At 48.8% G+C, this 15,903-nt stretch carries 13 protein-coding genes; 2 read left to right on the forward strand and 11 right to left on the reverse strand.

Annotated elements, in window-relative coordinates:
- Window positions 1–139 precede the first annotated feature (139 nt).
- Entirely contained in the window at window positions 140–862 is a 723-nt protein-coding gene (locus K8U60_RS14135; protein ID WP_223641174.1) for a DUF2382 domain-containing protein, read from the forward strand.
- 562 nt (window positions 863–1,424) lie between these two features.
- Here the strand turns inward: K8U60_RS14135 and K8U60_RS14140 are convergent.
- From K8U60_RS14140 to K8U60_RS14155, 4 genes are all read right to left on the reverse strand, one after another.
- Window positions 1,425–2,051 (reverse strand): Yip1 family protein, encoded by a 627-nt coding sequence (locus K8U60_RS14140; protein ID WP_223641177.1) that lies wholly within the window; start codon window positions 2,049–2,051, stop codon window positions 1,425–1,427.
- Window positions 2,052–2,246: 195 nt separating this feature from the next.
- The gene (locus K8U60_RS14145) at window positions 2,247–3,146 is read right to left on the reverse strand and encodes an SDR family NAD(P)-dependent oxidoreductase (RefSeq protein ID WP_223641181.1); all 900 of its coding nucleotides are present in this window, start codon (window positions 3,144–3,146) and stop codon (window positions 2,247–2,249) included.
- Between the two features lie 29 nt (window positions 3,147–3,175).
- The gene (locus K8U60_RS14150; RefSeq protein ID WP_223641184.1) at window positions 3,176–4,078 is read right to left on the reverse strand and encodes an SDR family NAD(P)-dependent oxidoreductase; all 903 of its coding nucleotides are present in this window, start codon (window positions 4,076–4,078) and stop codon (window positions 3,176–3,178) included.
- Window positions 4,079–4,107: 29 nt separating this feature from the next.
- On the reverse strand, window positions 4,108–5,028 hold the full coding sequence (locus tag K8U60_RS14155; RefSeq protein WP_223641187.1) for an SDR family NAD(P)-dependent oxidoreductase: 921 nt from the start codon (window positions 5,026–5,028) through the stop codon (window positions 4,108–4,110).
- Between the two features lie 140 nt (window positions 5,029–5,168).
- Between K8U60_RS14155 and K8U60_RS14160 the strand changes: the two genes are divergently transcribed.
- Entirely contained in the window at window positions 5,169–6,029 is an 861-nt protein-coding gene (locus K8U60_RS14160; protein ID WP_223641190.1) for an alpha/beta fold hydrolase, read from the forward strand.
- 708 nt (window positions 6,030–6,737) lie between these two features.
- Here K8U60_RS14160 and tcuA read toward each other — a convergent pair.
- The 7 genes from tcuA to K8U60_RS14195 all read right to left on the reverse strand — a co-directional run bounded on the left by tcuA (window position 6,738) and on the right by K8U60_RS14195 (window position 15,902).
- A complete protein-coding gene (tcuA, locus tag K8U60_RS14165) occupies window positions 6,738–8,243 on the reverse strand; it encodes an FAD-dependent tricarballylate dehydrogenase TcuA (protein WP_223641192.1) in 1,506 nt (501 codons plus the stop codon).
- Window positions 8,244–8,261: 18 nt separating this feature from the next.
- On the reverse strand, window positions 8,262–9,113 hold the full coding sequence (locus tag K8U60_RS14170; RefSeq protein ID WP_223641195.1) for an alpha/beta fold hydrolase: 852 nt from the start codon (window positions 9,111–9,113) through the stop codon (window positions 8,262–8,264).
- 17 nt (window positions 9,114–9,130) lie between these two features.
- Window positions 9,131–10,084, reverse strand: a complete 954-nt coding sequence (locus K8U60_RS14175; protein ID WP_223641198.1) for a VOC family protein — start codon at window positions 10,082–10,084, stop codon at window positions 9,131–9,133.
- A gap of 49 nt (window positions 10,085–10,133) precedes the next feature.
- Window positions 10,134–11,336, reverse strand: coding sequence for an acyl-CoA dehydrogenase family protein (locus tag K8U60_RS14180; protein WP_223641201.1), 1,203 nt, complete (start codon window positions 11,334–11,336; stop codon window positions 10,134–10,136).
- Window positions 11,337–11,588: 252 nt separating this feature from the next.
- Window positions 11,589–13,421 carry a V4R domain-containing protein gene (locus K8U60_RS14185; RefSeq protein WP_223641205.1) on the reverse strand — a complete coding sequence of 611 codons (1,833 nt, stop codon included), beginning with the start codon at window positions 13,419–13,421 and terminating at the stop codon, window positions 11,589–11,591.
- Between the two features lie 178 nt (window positions 13,422–13,599).
- Window positions 13,600–14,448, reverse strand: a complete 849-nt coding sequence (locus tag K8U60_RS14190) for an aspartate/glutamate racemase family protein (protein ID WP_223641209.1) — start codon at window positions 14,446–14,448, stop codon at window positions 13,600–13,602.
- A 74-nt stretch (window positions 14,449–14,522) separates the two neighbouring features.
- Entirely contained in the window at window positions 14,523–15,902 is a 1,380-nt protein-coding gene (locus K8U60_RS14195) for an FAD-dependent oxidoreductase (protein ID WP_223641213.1), read from the reverse strand.
- Window position 15,903 lies beyond the last annotated feature (1 nt).

The raw sequence follows: 15,903 nt of genomic DNA on the forward strand, positions 1-15,903 counted from the left end.
AGTAAAAGGCGCCTCCGGATAAAACTTCCGGAGGCGCCTTTTTGTAGTTTCCAACGTTCAAGGTTTATAGGGTGCACAGCCTCGGGTAAATAGACCTTAATGAAGTTATATTGGTGCCACTGACATGGGAGGATTGAGCATGGAGAAAAAAGGAAACAAACTGGTCGGCCTTTTTGATGCGCAAGCAAAAGTATTGATCAAAGTCGGCGAATTAAAAGCAGCAGGATACGAAGAAGAGGAACTGTATTTGGTAGCGAAGCATGACGAACAGATCGACTTGCTGATCGATTACACGTCTGTCCATGTCGACACACAGGATCGGGATAATTTCAAAGGCAAAGTCATCGCCTTCTTAGCCGGGGAAGACATTACAAAAGACGCCTTTAACCGTATGGGACTGGACGAAAAAGAAACGGATTATTATTTCCAGCAGGTCGAAAGCGGCAGGCTTCTTCTGTACACCCACAATATGCCTGCAGTTGCTCCTCAACCGGAGACAACCACTTCACCCGAAGCCAAAAATGATGCTGCACTCTCCACCGATGAGGAAGAAGACAAAGAAATCCGCGTGCCAGTGGAACACGAAGAAATTGATATCGACAGGCGTCCCCTCCCTGCGGAAACAGCTACCGGAAATGAGGAGCAGGTGCTGACACCGAAACAAGCCTACGAAAAAGGCGATGCCATCTACATTCCGCTTTCCGAAGAGCGCCTGGATATCGGCAAAAAGAACGTGGTTCGTGAAGAGATCGTCATCGGCAAACGAAAAGTCAAGGACGTTAAGGTCATCAACGAAACCGTCCGACGGGAAGTAGCCGATGTGGAAGAGAATGGGACTGTCCGTAAAGTGGACCAATCATAATAAAACAAGGCTGCCTTTTCGTAATGGATTCCATTGGGGGTACAACCCCCATCTTCACCCATACAATCGCACTATATTTCGCGCATCCATCAGAGTTTAAAATGGACCTCAACTAACGAGAAACTCTGAAATTCAGATGATCCTCGGTGGAGGTTCTTTTATTTTTCGTACATGTTTCATTTTCCAAAAGGCGCTTTGAAATTTATGGTAAAGTGTAGAAAAGGGGGATGTGCAATGGGATGGATGCTTATTATTGTGATAGCTTATTTACCGATTTTTTATAGAATTCATAAACGGATTGAACACCTGGAAAGTGAAGTAGAGAGATTATCTAAAGAACGGCCAAATTTATAAACGCCTAGCCGAAGATCGGTTAAGCGTTTTTTATGATTGCAAAGAGCTCCACCTGTGAACCAGGAAGGCTTTATTGAATTGGTGGTTCTAAAGACAAAAAAGAGACTAATTCATAGACGAATTAGATCTCTATTTATAATGCCATTTGTGTTTTGTACGTTAAAACAGAATCCCTTAACCTTTCCAGTTGCCTTGTTTTATTTAAATTCTATAGAACGACCATTGCAATCACCGCGATAATAGCTGAGATCGCAATAATGACCAGCACAATGGGAATTAGGATGATGAAGAACCCTTTCCAGGCAGAAAGTCTGTGCGCTTCCCCCACTGCTTTGCACTGGATAACGAAAGTCCAGATGGAGACAGCACCTAAAATAATGAAGAAAATTACAGACAGCAGATCTGCCTCTGCAAACGGCAGTTCACCCGGCTGCAGGAAATAGGTTTCGGGCAGCAACAGCATCCACAAAAGGATGACCGGGATCAACCAGATTTGCGGAATCTGCCCCGTCAATATTGCACGGAACATTTCTGAGTAACTGGCTTCGCCTTTAAATAATTTGCCGACCACCAGATAGATGCCTGCTCCAATCGCCGTGCTCACCATAACACCGATCGGCCCAAAGAAGAGCGACAGGAGTATAAGTCCCGGCACCGGAAACAGCTGTTCCGAATCCAGGCTGCTGAGAAGTCCGCCTGCGAAGCCTGCCAGCACGATTAGCAGAAAGATGAAGCCCGATGTTTTTTCCTCAATAACGCGCCGGACGACTGCGCGAGGCCGCGTCCAAATTGCCGTAAATGGATTGATGCTTTCATAACTTTCTGTCTTGTTCAATCTAATTCCACCTTTTTTATACTGCTTCTATTCAACCATATTGGAATAATAATGTAAATGATAGAAAATATACCCACTAAACCATTCCTAATACAGCTTTCTATAAAACGATAAAAAGGCCGCCTCAGGAGGAGACTGCCTTTTTCCATTTAAGCATTCTTTTCAGATCACATAATTTAGTCTCACTGATCGTGCTTACTCTCTCTTCATCCGCTCCCGGATTCCGCCTTCGACTTCTATTCCTTTTTCCATCGGAATGTAGAGGCTGCCATTTGTCGGCCCCGCTGGCGGAGCATCTTCAATGACCTTCTGGACAAATTTGGCATTCATTTTTTCTGTAGCTCCGGGAAGAATATGGCTGGAGAGAACCGAGGCTTTCGATTTTGCGCCGACCGCGACAGTTTCCTGCGGCTTGTCGATCAATCCGATGATGGCTTCGACGACAATTTCCGGATCATCCATCGGTTTCATTTCCGCGGCATGTCCCGTGTAATTTCCTGTGTGTTCAAACCACGGCGTGTCCGTCGCCCATGGCAGCACTGTGCAGACATGGATATCCTTAAAGCCTTCGAGCTTCACTTCCTCGTTCAATGCGGAGCTGAGCCCTAATACTGCGTGTTTGCTGGCGCTGTATCCGGTGTAATACGGAAAAGCGATTTCGCTTGTAATAGAGCCGATATTGATAAGAATGCCGCGTTTCAGTTCCTTAAAATGGCGCAATGCAAAATGACTGCCGTTGATCGTCCCTTTGACATTGACATCGACCACCCGCGCCAAATCCTTGACTGGGATGTCGGTAAATGGACCAATGGCGCCAACACCGGCATTGTTGATCCAGACATCTATTTTGCCGAACCGGCCCAGCGCCGCTTCAAAGAGACGTGCCACCTGCTCTTCCTGGCTGACATCCGTCGTCACCGCTAGTACATTCGGACCCAATTCCTCTGCCAACTTTTCGAGCAGTCCAGTCCGGCGCGCTGCCAATACCACGTTAGCTCCTTGCGCTGCCAGCTCTCTCGCGACCCCTTTTCCGAATCCGCTGGAAGCACCGGTGATCACAACGGTCATTCCTTCGTGGGATTTCTTTTTTGCCATCTCCCATTCCTCCTCGCTTCTGCATTCGGTCATCCTTTGGCTTTCAGCCGCTCCCGTAGATTTCCTGATACTTCTGTCCCTTCCGGCCCCGATTCATAAAGACTGCCCGATGTCGGCGGAGCAGGAGGCGCCTCCTGGATCATTTTCAGCAGCGAACGCCCCGTCAGCGCTTTTGTCGTCTTTGGAATCAACGTACCCGTAGCCGCGATGCCTTTGGACTTGGCACCGATTTCCACCACTTTTTTTGGATTATCAATCAACCCGATGATCTGGTCCACCACTTTCTGCGGGTCATCCGCCGGTCCCACGATGATTTCATGGCCACTGTAATTGCCGGCATGCTGTGTCCAAGGCGTATCCGTCACCCACGGATCCACCGAGCAGACATGAATGTCATCAAAACCGTCCATTCTCATTTCCTGATGCAAGCCATTGCTCAAACCAGAAATTCCGTATTTACTGCCTGTATACGCCGCCCCGAAAGGCATCGGCGTTTTACTGGCGAACGAAGAAACATTGATCAACGTTCCGTACCGCTGTTTCTTGAATTGATTCAACGCATAATGGCTGCCGTAGATGGTGCCCAGAAAATTGATTTCCACCGTCCGGTTCAAATCCCTCAACGGCGTATCCGTGAAGGAGCCGTATGTTCCGATGCCGGCGTTATTGATCCAGACATCGATGCTGCTGAATACGCCCATTGCCGTTTCAAATAGGTTCTCCACGTCTTCTTCCCGGCTGACGTCAGTCGTCACTGCAATTGCATTGGGCCCGCATGCTTCTGCCAATGCTTCAATCTCCTTGGTGCGGCGCGCTGCCAGGACAACATTGGCGCCTTCTGCCGCCAGCTGCTGAGCCACCCCTTTGCCGATTCCGCTCGAGGTTCCGGTGATGACGATCGTCAGTCCTGCATATTTCTTTTCATTTGTCATGGTTATTCCTCCCATCCGTAAAACGGTCCTTACTGCTGTTTGCCTTTTCGGATTTGTTGCTTCAGCCTGTTCCGCATATTTCCTGACACTTCGGTCCCTTCTGAGCGCGGTGAATGGATACTGCCGGAAGTCTTTTCAGCGGCTGGAGCGGACTGGAGCATCTTCTGCAGCAAAATGCCGTTCAGTTTCTCGGTTCCAATCGGCATCAAATGCTGGGAGAGAATGGCGGCTTTTGACTTGCTGCCGATCTCCACACTTTCCTGCGGTTGGTCAATCAGCCCGATTACAGCGTCAATGACCGTTTCGGGATCATCGGCTGGTCCCAATGTGATTTCATGGCCGCTGTAGTTTCCCGAATGCTCCGGCCATGGTGTATCCGTCACCCACGGATGCACCATACAGACATGGATGTCCTTCCGCCCTTCCAGCTCCATTTCCAGATGCAGTCCTGCCGTCAGCCCTGCAATGCCATACTTCGTGGCACAGTAGACAGCACCGAACGGCAGCGGCACACTGCTGATGAAGGAAGACATATTGATCAGGGTTCCCGAGCCGTTCTTTTTGAAATGGCGAAGAGCATGATGGCTGCCATAGATCATTCCCTTCAGGTTGATGTCCACCAGCCGCAGCATGTCATTCAGCGGAATATCCGTGAACGACCCCATGATGCCAAGACCTGCATTATTGATCCAGACATCCACTTTGCCGAAACGGGATTCCGCCGCAGCCATCAGCCTGGCTATATCTTCTTCCTTGCTGACATCCGTAGTGACAGCGAGGGTCCGGACACCCAACTCTATAGCGAGTTCATCGATCAACTTGGTCCGCCTGGCAGCCAGCACGACATTCGCTCCATCTGCTGCCAGCTTTTGGGCAATACCTCTGCCAAACCCGCTTGATGCTCCAGTGACAACTACAGTCAATCCTTGCCGGTCCTTTGTCAGGGCCACACTGTCTCCTCCTGTCTGGAAATGGAATTGCCTTGTTTGCTTACTAACTACCCCTTTCTCCTCAACAAAAACGCTTTTCTAAAGAGGTTCAGAAAGTCTTTTTCAGGGAATCAGGGAGATAAAAAGAAAGGAGAGAGGATATGCTGCTTAAAGATTTTCAGTCCACTGTCGTCAATACAGGAGAAGCGGAGATTTATTTGCGCTACGGAGGGCAGGGCCCTCCGCTCCTTCTGCTGCATGGCCATCCCCAAACCCATATGATGTGGCACGAGCTGGCTCCAAAATTGGCAGAAGAGTATACCGTCGTGATGCCCGACTTGAGAGGGTATGGAGACAGCTCCAAACCTGAATCTGCCGATGACCACTCAACATATTCCAAACGCGCGATGGCCAAAGACCAAATAGCCGTCATGAAAGAGCTCGGGTTTTCCCGCTTCACAGTCATCGGCCATGATCGGGGAGCCCGGTGCGCTTATCGCCTGGCCCTCGACTTTCCGGAAGCGGTGGAAAAGCTCACTGTCATGGATATCATCCCCACCGGCGAAACTTTTAGAAGAGCCGACAAGGATTTCGCCATGGGGTATTGGCATTGGTTTTTTCTCGCGCAGCCTTTCGACTTTCCGGAACGAGTCATCGGAGAGAACCCCGACAATTTCTACTTCCAAGGCACGCGCCACCTGTTCCACCCCGAAGCACTCGCGGAATATTGGCGGGGCATCCACAATCCTGGAACAATCCATGCCATGTGCGAAGATTACCGGGCCGCAGCGACCATCGATTCCGAACTGGACGAAGCAGAACGGGGAAGCAAAAAAATCGCATGCCCCGTACTTGTCCTATGGGGTGAAAAAGGAGCGCTCCCGAATTGGTATGATGTGCTCGATGTATGGCAAGGCTGGGCGGACGACGTGACAGGACGCGGCATCGATTGCGGCCACTATCTTGCAGAAGAAGCGCCTGAGGAAACCTATGAGGAGATTCGAAAATTCTTGAAGACGTAAAAAAGGACAATCCAAGTTGGATTGTCCAGATTTCCTCTGAAACTCCGCCTCGCGTCCATGCGCATGGTAGTTGGAGCGAAGCGAATTCTGGCTGAACGGTTGCAAATCGAAATGAACGACTGCAAATCCATTTGAACGACCATAAATCCGTTTGAACCCCATAAATCCGCACGAGCGACCACAAATCCATTTGAACGCCCATAAATCCGTTTGAACGCCCATAAATCCGTTTGAACGCCCATAAATCCGCACGAGCGACCACAAATCCATTTGAACGCCCATAAACCTAAATTGCCTGCAGCTGAAGACAGCCAAAAGCCCTGTGCCGACTCTCGGCACAGGGCTTTTTCGTGAAATNTCCGTTTGAACGCCCATAAATCCGTTTGAACGCCCATAAATCCGCACGAGCGACCACAAATCCATTTGAACGCCCATAAAACCTTTTGAACGCCCAAAAATCCGTTTGAACGCCCATAAATCCGCACGAGCGACCACAAATCCATTTGAACGCCCATAAAACCTTTTGAACGCCCAAAAATCCGTTTGAACGCCCATAAATCCGCACGAGCGACCACAAATCCATTTGAACGCCCATAAACCTAAATTGCCTGCAGCTGAAGACAGCCAAAAGCCCTGTGCCGACTCTCGGCACAGGGCTTTTTCGTGAAATTTGATTCAAATCACTCTGTAACTCTGCAACTTCATACTTTAAACCTGTTCCACCACGTTGTGGCTGGCAAATTTGCCTGCTTGTTCCCCCGCAATTTTCCCGAATACAGCACCTGCCATCAAGCCTGCGCCTCCAGGATAGTTTTCGTAGAACAGCCCGCCCGCGGCTTCACCCGCTGCGTACAAGCCATTTATTTTTTCGTACATGGTGTTTTGCACTTCAGCTTGTTCATTGATTTTCAAGCCGCCAAATGTGAATGTGATGCCACAAGTGACGGCATAGGCTTCGAATGGAGCCGTATCAAGCGTATTTGCCCAATTGCTTTTATCAACAGGCAAACCAGCTGTGCCGCGTCCATCTTTTTCATTCGGATTGAACGGCACCGCATCGTTGATCGCTCCATTGTATTCGTTGATTTCCTGAAGGAATTTCGCTTTGTCGATGCCTTCCATTTTCTCTGCAAGTTCTTCGAGTGTATTGGCTTTGACTTTGGTCACCTCCCTGCCTTTATACTCTTCGCGCAGCAGATGTGCCACCTTGCCGTCAAAAACCTGCCATGCACACCCCTCTTTTTGTTCAAGGATGCGCCGTCCATATTTGGCATAGGTGTAATTCCGGAAATCCGCGCCTTCGTCCAGAAAACGCTGGCCATCGGTATTGACGATGACGCCGAATGGATAACTCAGCCGCTGGAACCCTTCCTGGAAATCAGGCAAGTAGCGGTCGCCCGTCACGGCATGTGCCATCGACCAGTTGCCGGCAGACAGGGCCCCGATATCCAAGGCCATCTGAATCCCTTCACCGGTATTGTAGCGGCTGCCTCTCGTATGTACCGTATCCCATTTCGGCCCGAGGTATTTGGTGCGCATTTCGATATTGGCATGGAACCCCCCCGAAGCGATAACCACCGACTTCGCCCGGATGACTTTCGTCTTGCCTTGTTCTTTAACGATGACTCCCTGCACGCCGTCGTCATCCTGCAGAAGGCTGACCGCCATCGTTCGGTAGAGGATCTGTATACCCAAATCAATTGCCCGCTTATGCAAGGCTTCCACCAGGCCAGGTCCGCCGCCGACCGATTCTAGAATCATGCCGCCCCAGAACTTGAAGATGCCGTCGACCTTGAACGCCTGCCGCCCATAAATAGGGATGAATTTGATGTCATGGCTGGTCAGCCATTTCATGGTTTCGAAGCTTTCGCCAGTCAGCAGAGAAGCCAGCTCCGGATCCGTTTTGTAATTGGTCATCCGGCACATATCCTCGTAGTATTGCTCTTCACTGTAGCTGCCGAAATCAACCGTCTTCAATTCCTCTTCGTCCAGTTCCGGGATGATCGCCTGGATATCCGCCACGCCTTTATAGGCAAAGCGGATGGAACCATGCGTATAGGTGGTATTGCCGCCTTTTTGCTGTTCCGGTGATTTTTCCAGCACAATGACGCGTGCCCCCTGTTCCTGAGCGGAAAGCGCCGCGCACATCGCTGCGTTCCCGGCACCGATGATCACCACGTCGGTTTCATAATCGATCGATTGTTGAGTCTTCACGGTAACACTCCTCAGCTGTTAAATTTTCTTGCTAAAGAATGACTGGATCAGCTCGTGGAAACTGTCCTTCATTTCAAGCTGCGCCCAATGTCCGCATTGCCCGAAGACATGGAGCTGGGCATTGTGCAGATGCTCCGCCAGATAATAGCTGGATTCCACCGAACAGACCTTGTCATTCAAGCCATGCACCAAGAGCACCCGGTTCTTGATCCGGTTGAGCGCCACGGTCGGAATCGGAACGGCCGCTGTAGCGAAAATTGAATCATTTGAACGGTGCACTTCCGGACGCATCGCCGTTTCAAAGCGCTCCTCCAGAAGGCCTTCGATGACCAGACTCATTTTATCCGCATCATAAACGAACCAGCTCATGATCTGCTTCAACTTCTTTTTCGAAGGATTGTCGTAAAAGCTTTTCGCACGCGCCAATTCAAAGCTCAATTTGGTGTTCGGCGTCCCGCCAGGACCCATCAGCACCACTTCATCAAAACGCTCTGGATACTCGATCAATAATTCCAATGCGATCGAACAGCCCAGTGAATTGCCGACCAAGTGCACTTTCTCCAGTTTCAGGTGGTCCATCAATTCCAGAACTTGCTTGACCCATTGGTCCATCCATTGCTGGCGGTTTTTCAACGGCTGTTCCGGATGGCTGCTTTTGCCGAATCCGTATAAATCAGGTGCCAGGCAGCGGTAGTTTTCACTGACGCCTTCGAGCGCTTTATGCCAGTTGACGACGGCAGTCACTCCAGGACCAGATCCGTGAAGAAATAGGATGGTCTCGGTATTCTGTTCGCCAGACTGGTTCAAGAAAGTTGCAAAATTTTCTGTTTGGATAATTTCCTGCGTAGTTTCATTCGTAACAATCGCCATAGCCATTCCCCTCCAATTTATAAGGCTTCTATCGTTTCTTTGACTAACTGCTTCTTGTTTATGCTGTCGCCCCAATAGGTATTGCCGAAAGCACGTTCACTTTCAGTCCACTCGACCGGCTGCCAATCCGGTTCGAATATCAAGTAGCTGCCCGTGAATAATTCCACCCGGCAGCCGCTCCCCGGATCTGTCACGTATAGATACAAAGCCTGGGAGATGGAATGTTTCCCCGGACCGACAAAGTCGAAATGATGCTCTCTCAAAATATCTGCTGCCCGCAGAATGTCCTGCGAATCATCCAGCCAATAGGAGATATGATGCAATCTGGCTTTTGTCGGTGTTTCCGGACGGGACACCAACGCTACGTCATGAACCAATTGCGTGACACTCATCCAGCCTGCGAGTATATTTCCTTCATCACTGATCAAATACTCACGCATCTTGAATCCGAGCACTTCTTCCATAAAGGAATAAGTGGCACTTGATTCGGCTGACGTGTGAAGATTGACATGATCCAGACGGCGGGGAGATATTCCCTTTGCCCACGATTTATACGTCTGATTCTTCAGGACCGACCGGCGGTGTTCATCCACGGGTGGCCGCTCTACATCGAAGTACAGATTGAATGTATGGCCGCTTGGGACTTGAAAGTTGATGGATTCGCCGATGCCAGGTGTTTTCCAGGCATCCACCTGATCGACTTTAATCCCCTGCTCTTCAAGTAAGGCCTGAAAAGCAGCAACATCTTCTTTGGTTTTCGTCCGCCAGCCGATATGTTTCACATGGCCGCGGTCTCCCTGCTGGATCGACAAGGTGTGGTGCTGGAAGTCACCCCAAGCGCGCAAATAATGCACACCGTCTTTTGCTTCTGTTTCTTCCAGGCCGATGATGTCTTTGAAAAACACCAGCGACTTTTCCAAATCCGCCGATACCAGCGAAATATATCCCAACTTCGCAATTTCCGGTTTCACGATAAACCCTCCCCTAACTGATAAGCTAATTTTCTGTAAGCGCGTACATTTAATAGCGGATGGCGTTTGATTCGAGTCCGGCCAATACACGCCCGAAGTTTTCTTTGGTGATGGTCGGCGACAAGGAGCGATGCGTATGCAAAGTCAAGAAATCGAGCAGGATCCGCTGCATCGGATGGCCGTTGTAGACAAATCCAGAACCGCTTGCCGACAATAGGATATCCATCGCTTCTTTCAGCAGTTGGTTGGCATAGCCGATATCCGCCAGGGTTTTCACGCGTTCGTGACGCGGCATATATTCTTTTGCTGCTGCACTGGCATCCAAAGCATCCGCCACTTTGTAGAAGAACATTTCAGCGGTTTCGATTTTTAATGCCACATCTGCCATGGCAGTATGTGTACTGGCTGCATCTTTGATAAATTCTACGCCCATATGTGCTGCGCGGCGATTCGGCAAAGTTTGTTCATAAAATTCATATGCCGCTTTCAGCAAGCCCAACCCAGGCAAGCCTAATGACAAGATTAAAGCGGGGAATAACGCTGTATTGTAAAGCGGAATATCACGCAGATGCGCAGATTCGAAATCGCCATCAAGAGCTTTGACAAACGATGTACAGCGGCGTTCAGGAATAAAGACATTGTTCATCTTGACGCTGTTGCTGCCAGTTCCTTTCAAGCCCATCACATGCCAGTCATCCATGATTTCCATTTCAGAAAATGGCAAAGTCATCAATACCTGGTCGATCATCTTCCCTTCATCATCGACAATCGGCATTCCAAAATAGCCCCATGTCGCGTGCAGAGATCCCGAACAGAACATCCAAAATCCTTCTTCGATCATATAGCCGCCTTCCACTTTTTTGGCGATGCATTTGCGCGGCTCGTAAACTCCTGCGAACAGGACATCATCTTCGTTCTTGCCAAAAATTTCTTCGTGGGTTTCTTCACCGAAAGACTCAGCAACCATCAATTCGCGGATGGCGCATAATGCGACGATCCACCCTGTCGAACCGCAGCCTTTGGAGATTTCAACAACCGCTTCACTATAGTCGCGCATAGACGTTTCAAGCCCGCCATAACGCTTCGGGCGCAACATCTTGAATATGCTCAATTCCTTTAATTCATTCATAGTAACTTCTGGGATACGGCGGATTTCTTCAGTTTCTTTAGCGCGTTCCCGTAATGCAGGAATCAGCGATTTCGCCGCTGCCACTACATCGGTTTCACTTTGTTGTTGGATAACTGGATTCATTTTTCCCACTCCTCTTCAGCTTTTTCTTTCTGTCTCTAATTTAAAGAAATTTCTGAATAAATTAAAGATGAAAAAGCATTCGATTTCCGGTCATTTTCCAATAGAATTTATTAGTTTTCCGGAAATGGAAGCGCATTAATCGATTTTTTCCAATGATTATTTTTTAGATACGAATTAAAAACACAAAAAAGCATTGCCAGAAGCCGCGTCTTTCAGCTTCAGGCAATGCTCTATGTTTCTTCTTGATAAAAATTATACCTCGATGTCGCCAAGTATTTTCAATGCATCCAGCATCAATAACAATTCATAGGCTACTGTCGGATTGCGCAGTTCCTTGCCGAGCAGTTTTTCAATCCGGGTGATGCGGTACATCAGCCCGCTCATGGAAAGCGACAAGTCACTGATGGACTGCTGCAGGTTTCCGCCATTCATCAGGAAGACATACAGCGTTTTCAGCAGTTCGTCGCGCTTATGGTCTTTCAGCTCAAAAATTGGTTCCAGCTCTTTTCGGGCAATACGGCGGATGGACAGCATATTTTTTGAATTGATCAAAGAGCCGATGATGCTGACATCTTCAAAAGAAGCAATCTGGTCTTCCGAGTTGAGTCTTAAAGCCACCCGCGACTCTTCCAGGCTTTCTTCGATTGTTTCAATCGAATCGCTTTCGCTGCTCAAGGCAACTTGGAACTCTGCATAGCGGTGCTCTTGACGCAGATGCTTCAGGATATTTTCAATCATGTAGCGCAATCGATCGACTTTAGGCAGCAGCATGAGAATATGGCCTTCGTATTCCGTAATCAGGATTTTATAGCTTTGCATCTCCAAATAGCGGCTAATCGATTGGATCGCCTGCTCCAAAAATTCCACTTTGGAAACATCAAGATGTTCTGAAGAGCATTTTAACGTTGCAATGTAAAAAGGCTCCTTCAAGTCTACCCCCATGTAATACCCACGGTAAACCATGCTTGGCACAGACGTGTATTGCTTCAGCAGCAGCTGTTCGAAAAAATAGGACTTGATGTTTTCCACAGCTTCCAGACTGGTTTTTTCATTCAGGAACAAAAGCGCTGCAGAAACGGCGGCCCGGCGAATAAACATCGTTTCGTTTTCCAATTCCATTTCTTTGTCCAAGTAGAAAAATGTGATATAGCCAATGGCTTTTTTCTGGACGATAATTGGTGAGACAAGGCGGTTATGTGTCTTGCCGCGAATGATGAAGGTACCCGTGTAAGTCGCTGGCAGGATTTTGCCACTCTTGGTTTTATTGATGGCTGTCCGGAAATCATCGCTCAAATTCTGGTATTCAATTTCATCCAACCCTCTATAGACACGGGGTTCAAAATTCAGATCTTCAATCGAAACCGGTATGTTCAGCGTATCGTAGATCGTGCCGATGATGTCTTCGATTGAATCACCATCCGACAGCTTCGAAGTCAGCGTATCGTGAAAGGCTGCCGCTTTTTCGATATAGTTTTTATGCTCGACTACTTGTTCATAAGTGCCATTTAACTCGTCGATGAACCGGCTTTTTTCATAGAGCCCTATTTCTTCCAGCATCCCCGGCTCATCCCAGTCTTCTTCTAAACGCATTTCAAATGTACAGGTCGCATCCCCTTTGCCCCGGCATTCCACTTCTTTGATGAAGACACGGCGTTTGATGATGGTCGAAGTGAAACCGCTTCCAAATCCTGTTAACGTATGGCATACCGGACAAGCCGACAGCCCATGGTTCTTAACATGCTCTTCTACCTCAAAAGAATCCACCCATTCTCCTTTTGCCGAAATCGACAGCAGGTTGCCATGATCATCCATCTCAACTGAACGATTGGAAATCAAATTTGAAATTTGACCGGTTTGAAAATGCAGTTCTCCTGCCTTTTCAAGCATTTCTTTTATCGTTCCACCAGCTTTTAAGACATCTTTGGCGTGAGCCTCCCCTAAATTCCACCCATAACGCAGTAAAAACGACTTAGCCCGCTTCATCCCCAGATTTTCGATCAATTCCTTGCGCAATAAACCGAATGTGGCAGAAGTGGTCGATATCTTTTTATCTTCCAAATGTTCGAATTCCTCCAACTGTCTCATCAAAATCCCCCTTTGATCACAGTTCTATTTCACTACAGCATATTTACTAAAGTAAATGGATAAACTTATGAAATATTTATAAGCCAGCTCCATTATACAAAATTTTAGATTAAACTGATAATTTATTGTGATATAACGAGATGCCCAAAAACCTCCGCTAGTAACGGAGGCTTTAAAACTAAATTCGAATTCCAGCTTTGACCGATAATCCATAATCAAGGCCGGCATGGATATCGCTTTCTTTATTGTAGAAACCGCGCAATTTTTTCACCGCTTCTTCCGGCGGCTTGGCATTGAAATAGCCTTTGCGCGTCATGGTGACTCCCGAATTCACTTTGAGGTCCGTCATGGTTTCGCACATTTTGATGCCGGCCGCAAAAGAGTCGACGATCGGTACGTCTCCAATCCGCGAGATGCCTTGAGTCGCGAGGAAGACGTTCATCGGCCCTTCTCCAGGAACAATCACGTCTGCGCCCAGCGCAATGGCTTTTTCCGCGCTTTCGATAAAACTGTCGATGACCGGCTGCGGATTCTCAAATCCGGCCAACACCTCATAAAATCCGACAGAAGTCTGGACGATTGGCCCAAGCTTGCCCCCTAAGCCGTAGCGATTGGCGTTCTGGCGCAATTGATCGGCCAGAGGCTCCAGAAAATTGACGATGCCGATGTTGTCTCCAAGCATGGAAGCGATATGGAACGACGCCTGGCCGTAGCCGATCACCGGAATGTCCACCAGCGTCCGAGCTTCCATCAACCCGACATCCGGAATGGTGCCGATGAACATGCAATCATAGCCCGCACTTTCAGCAATCAATGCATTTTTGACAAATTGCTCACGGTGGAGATTCTGCAGATAGGCGTAGGTGATGAAATGGCCGGGGTATTCGGATGGATAGGTTTCGTTCGACATGCCATGCAGAACGACCTCCACATCCGGCCTCGCCACTTTCTGGATCTGTGCAATCACGGCGTCGCGATAAGCCGGAACATGTTCAATTGAAGTCAGGCTTTGGTGCCAAATTTTCAATGGTCTCACCTCTCCTTTTATCCCGCTTAAACGGTAAGTCGGGGATGAAGAACCCCCACTGATTGAAGCTTTTTTTATAAAACAACTTGCTTCTTTAATGCGCTTTGGACGGCGACACGGCCGAAGATTGCGGCTTTCCCTAATGAGCTGCCAGTCATATAACCGGCTCCATGGAAGCCTCCAGCAATTTCACCGGCTGCGTACAAGCCTTCGATCGGTTCGTTATAGGGATTCAAAACATGCGCATAGCGGTCGACACTGACACCTGCATACGTGGCAAGCATCGCCACGGTTGTATGCATGGCATAAAACGGTGCCTGATCGATCGGCTGCGGCTTGCCGAAATGATGGGTCAAGCTGTCGCGCCCAAATCCACGGTCAACGCCATTTCTGACGTCTTCATTATAAACAGCGACTGTTTCTTTCAGATCTTCCACCGGCAAACCGATTTTTCGAGCAAGCTTCTCAAGCGTTTCTGCCTGTTCAATCAAACCAAGCGATTGCAGCTTGGCGAAATCATAAAGGGCATCGCCTGCAACACCTTGCCCCATAATCGCCTGATCCCAAATTTGGTAAGTAAGTTTATCCGGCTGTTTCAACGCTTCTGTTCCGATCAATTTATAGGAGATCGACTCATTGACAAAGCGTTTTGCCGATTTATTGACGATGATGGCACCTTTGTAGAATGCCAGTGCCTGTGATTTCCGTGGACCGTCTGCTGTCGGATGAAAACCGAAAGTGCCTTTCAGGTACGGGAAATCGCGGAGCCAGGCACCTTGTTCACTGGCAAGCCGGATGCCGTCACCGACATTGCCGGCGCCGCCGATCCGTAAAGCCCCATCCAACTGCGGAGCAAATGCGGACAGCAGTTCTTCGCTTTTGGAAAATCCGCCTGAAGTGAGCAGCACTCCGTTTTCCGCTGTTGCAGTGAATGTCTGCCCTTCGTTCTCATAGACCACTTCCGCAACGCGGCCTGCTGCGTTTTTTCGAAGCCGCTGAACCTTGGACTGCGTTTTGAAAACGACATTCCCCGATTTTTCCGCTTTTTCGTATAAGGCGGTAATCGCTTGAAGCGGCGTGATCGTATGGCCACGCGGCACACTATGCCCGCTGACTGCCTGTACTTTATGGAACTCGACACCTTGGGCAACCAGCCATTGATAGGTTTCAAACTGATGCTCCCCATAGGCCTCGACCAAATCAACTTCATTTTTTCCTTCACCGACCGCCAGCATATCAGCGACTAGAAATTCCGTTTGATCGGTGATTCCTTCACGCTGCTGAATATCGGTTCCGGCAAAAGCCATATAGCGTCCGCTCAGCAGGGAGCTGCCCCCGAACTTTTCTTCCTTTTCAAGCACCAGGACGCTTGCTCCTTGCTCCGATGCTTCAGCCGCTGCACATAAACCGGCCATCCCCGCTCCGACAATGATGAGATGATAGGAATTGTCCATA

The sequence above is a fragment of the Planococcus circulans genome, from assembly GCF_020023385.1.
Lineage (GTDB): Bacteria > Bacillota > Bacilli > Bacillales_A > Planococcaceae > Planococcus.

Excerpts from the sequence above, each read along its gene's own strand:
- K8U60_RS14145 (WP_223641181.1), bottom strand. The coding sequence starts at position 3,146 with ATGGCAAAAAAGAAATCCCACGAAGGAATGACCGTTGTGATCACCGGT.
- K8U60_RS14185 (WP_223641205.1), bottom strand. The coding sequence starts at position 13,421 with ATGAGACAGTTGGAGGAATTCGAACATTTGGAAGATAAAAAGATATCG.
- K8U60_RS14170 (WP_223641195.1), bottom strand. The coding sequence starts at position 9,113 with ATGGCGATTGTTACGAATGAAACTACGCAGGAAATTATCCAAACAGAA.
- K8U60_RS14160 (WP_223641190.1), top strand. The coding sequence starts at position 5,169 with ATGCTGCTTAAAGATTTTCAGTCCACTGTCGTCAATACAGGAGAAGCG.
- K8U60_RS14135 (WP_223641174.1), top strand. The coding sequence starts at position 140 with ATGGAGAAAAAAGGAAACAAACTGGTCGGCCTTTTTGATGCGCAAGCA.
- K8U60_RS14150 (WP_223641184.1), bottom strand. The coding sequence starts at position 4,078 with ATGACAAATGAAAAGAAATATGCAGGACTGACGATCGTCATCACCGGA.
- K8U60_RS14180 (WP_223641201.1), bottom strand. The coding sequence starts at position 11,336 with ATGAATCCAGTTATCCAACAACAAAGTGAAACCGATGTAGTGGCAGCG.
- K8U60_RS14195 (WP_223641213.1), bottom strand. The coding sequence starts at position 15,902 with ATGGACAATTCCTATCATCTCATCATTGTCGGAGCGGGGATGGCCGGT.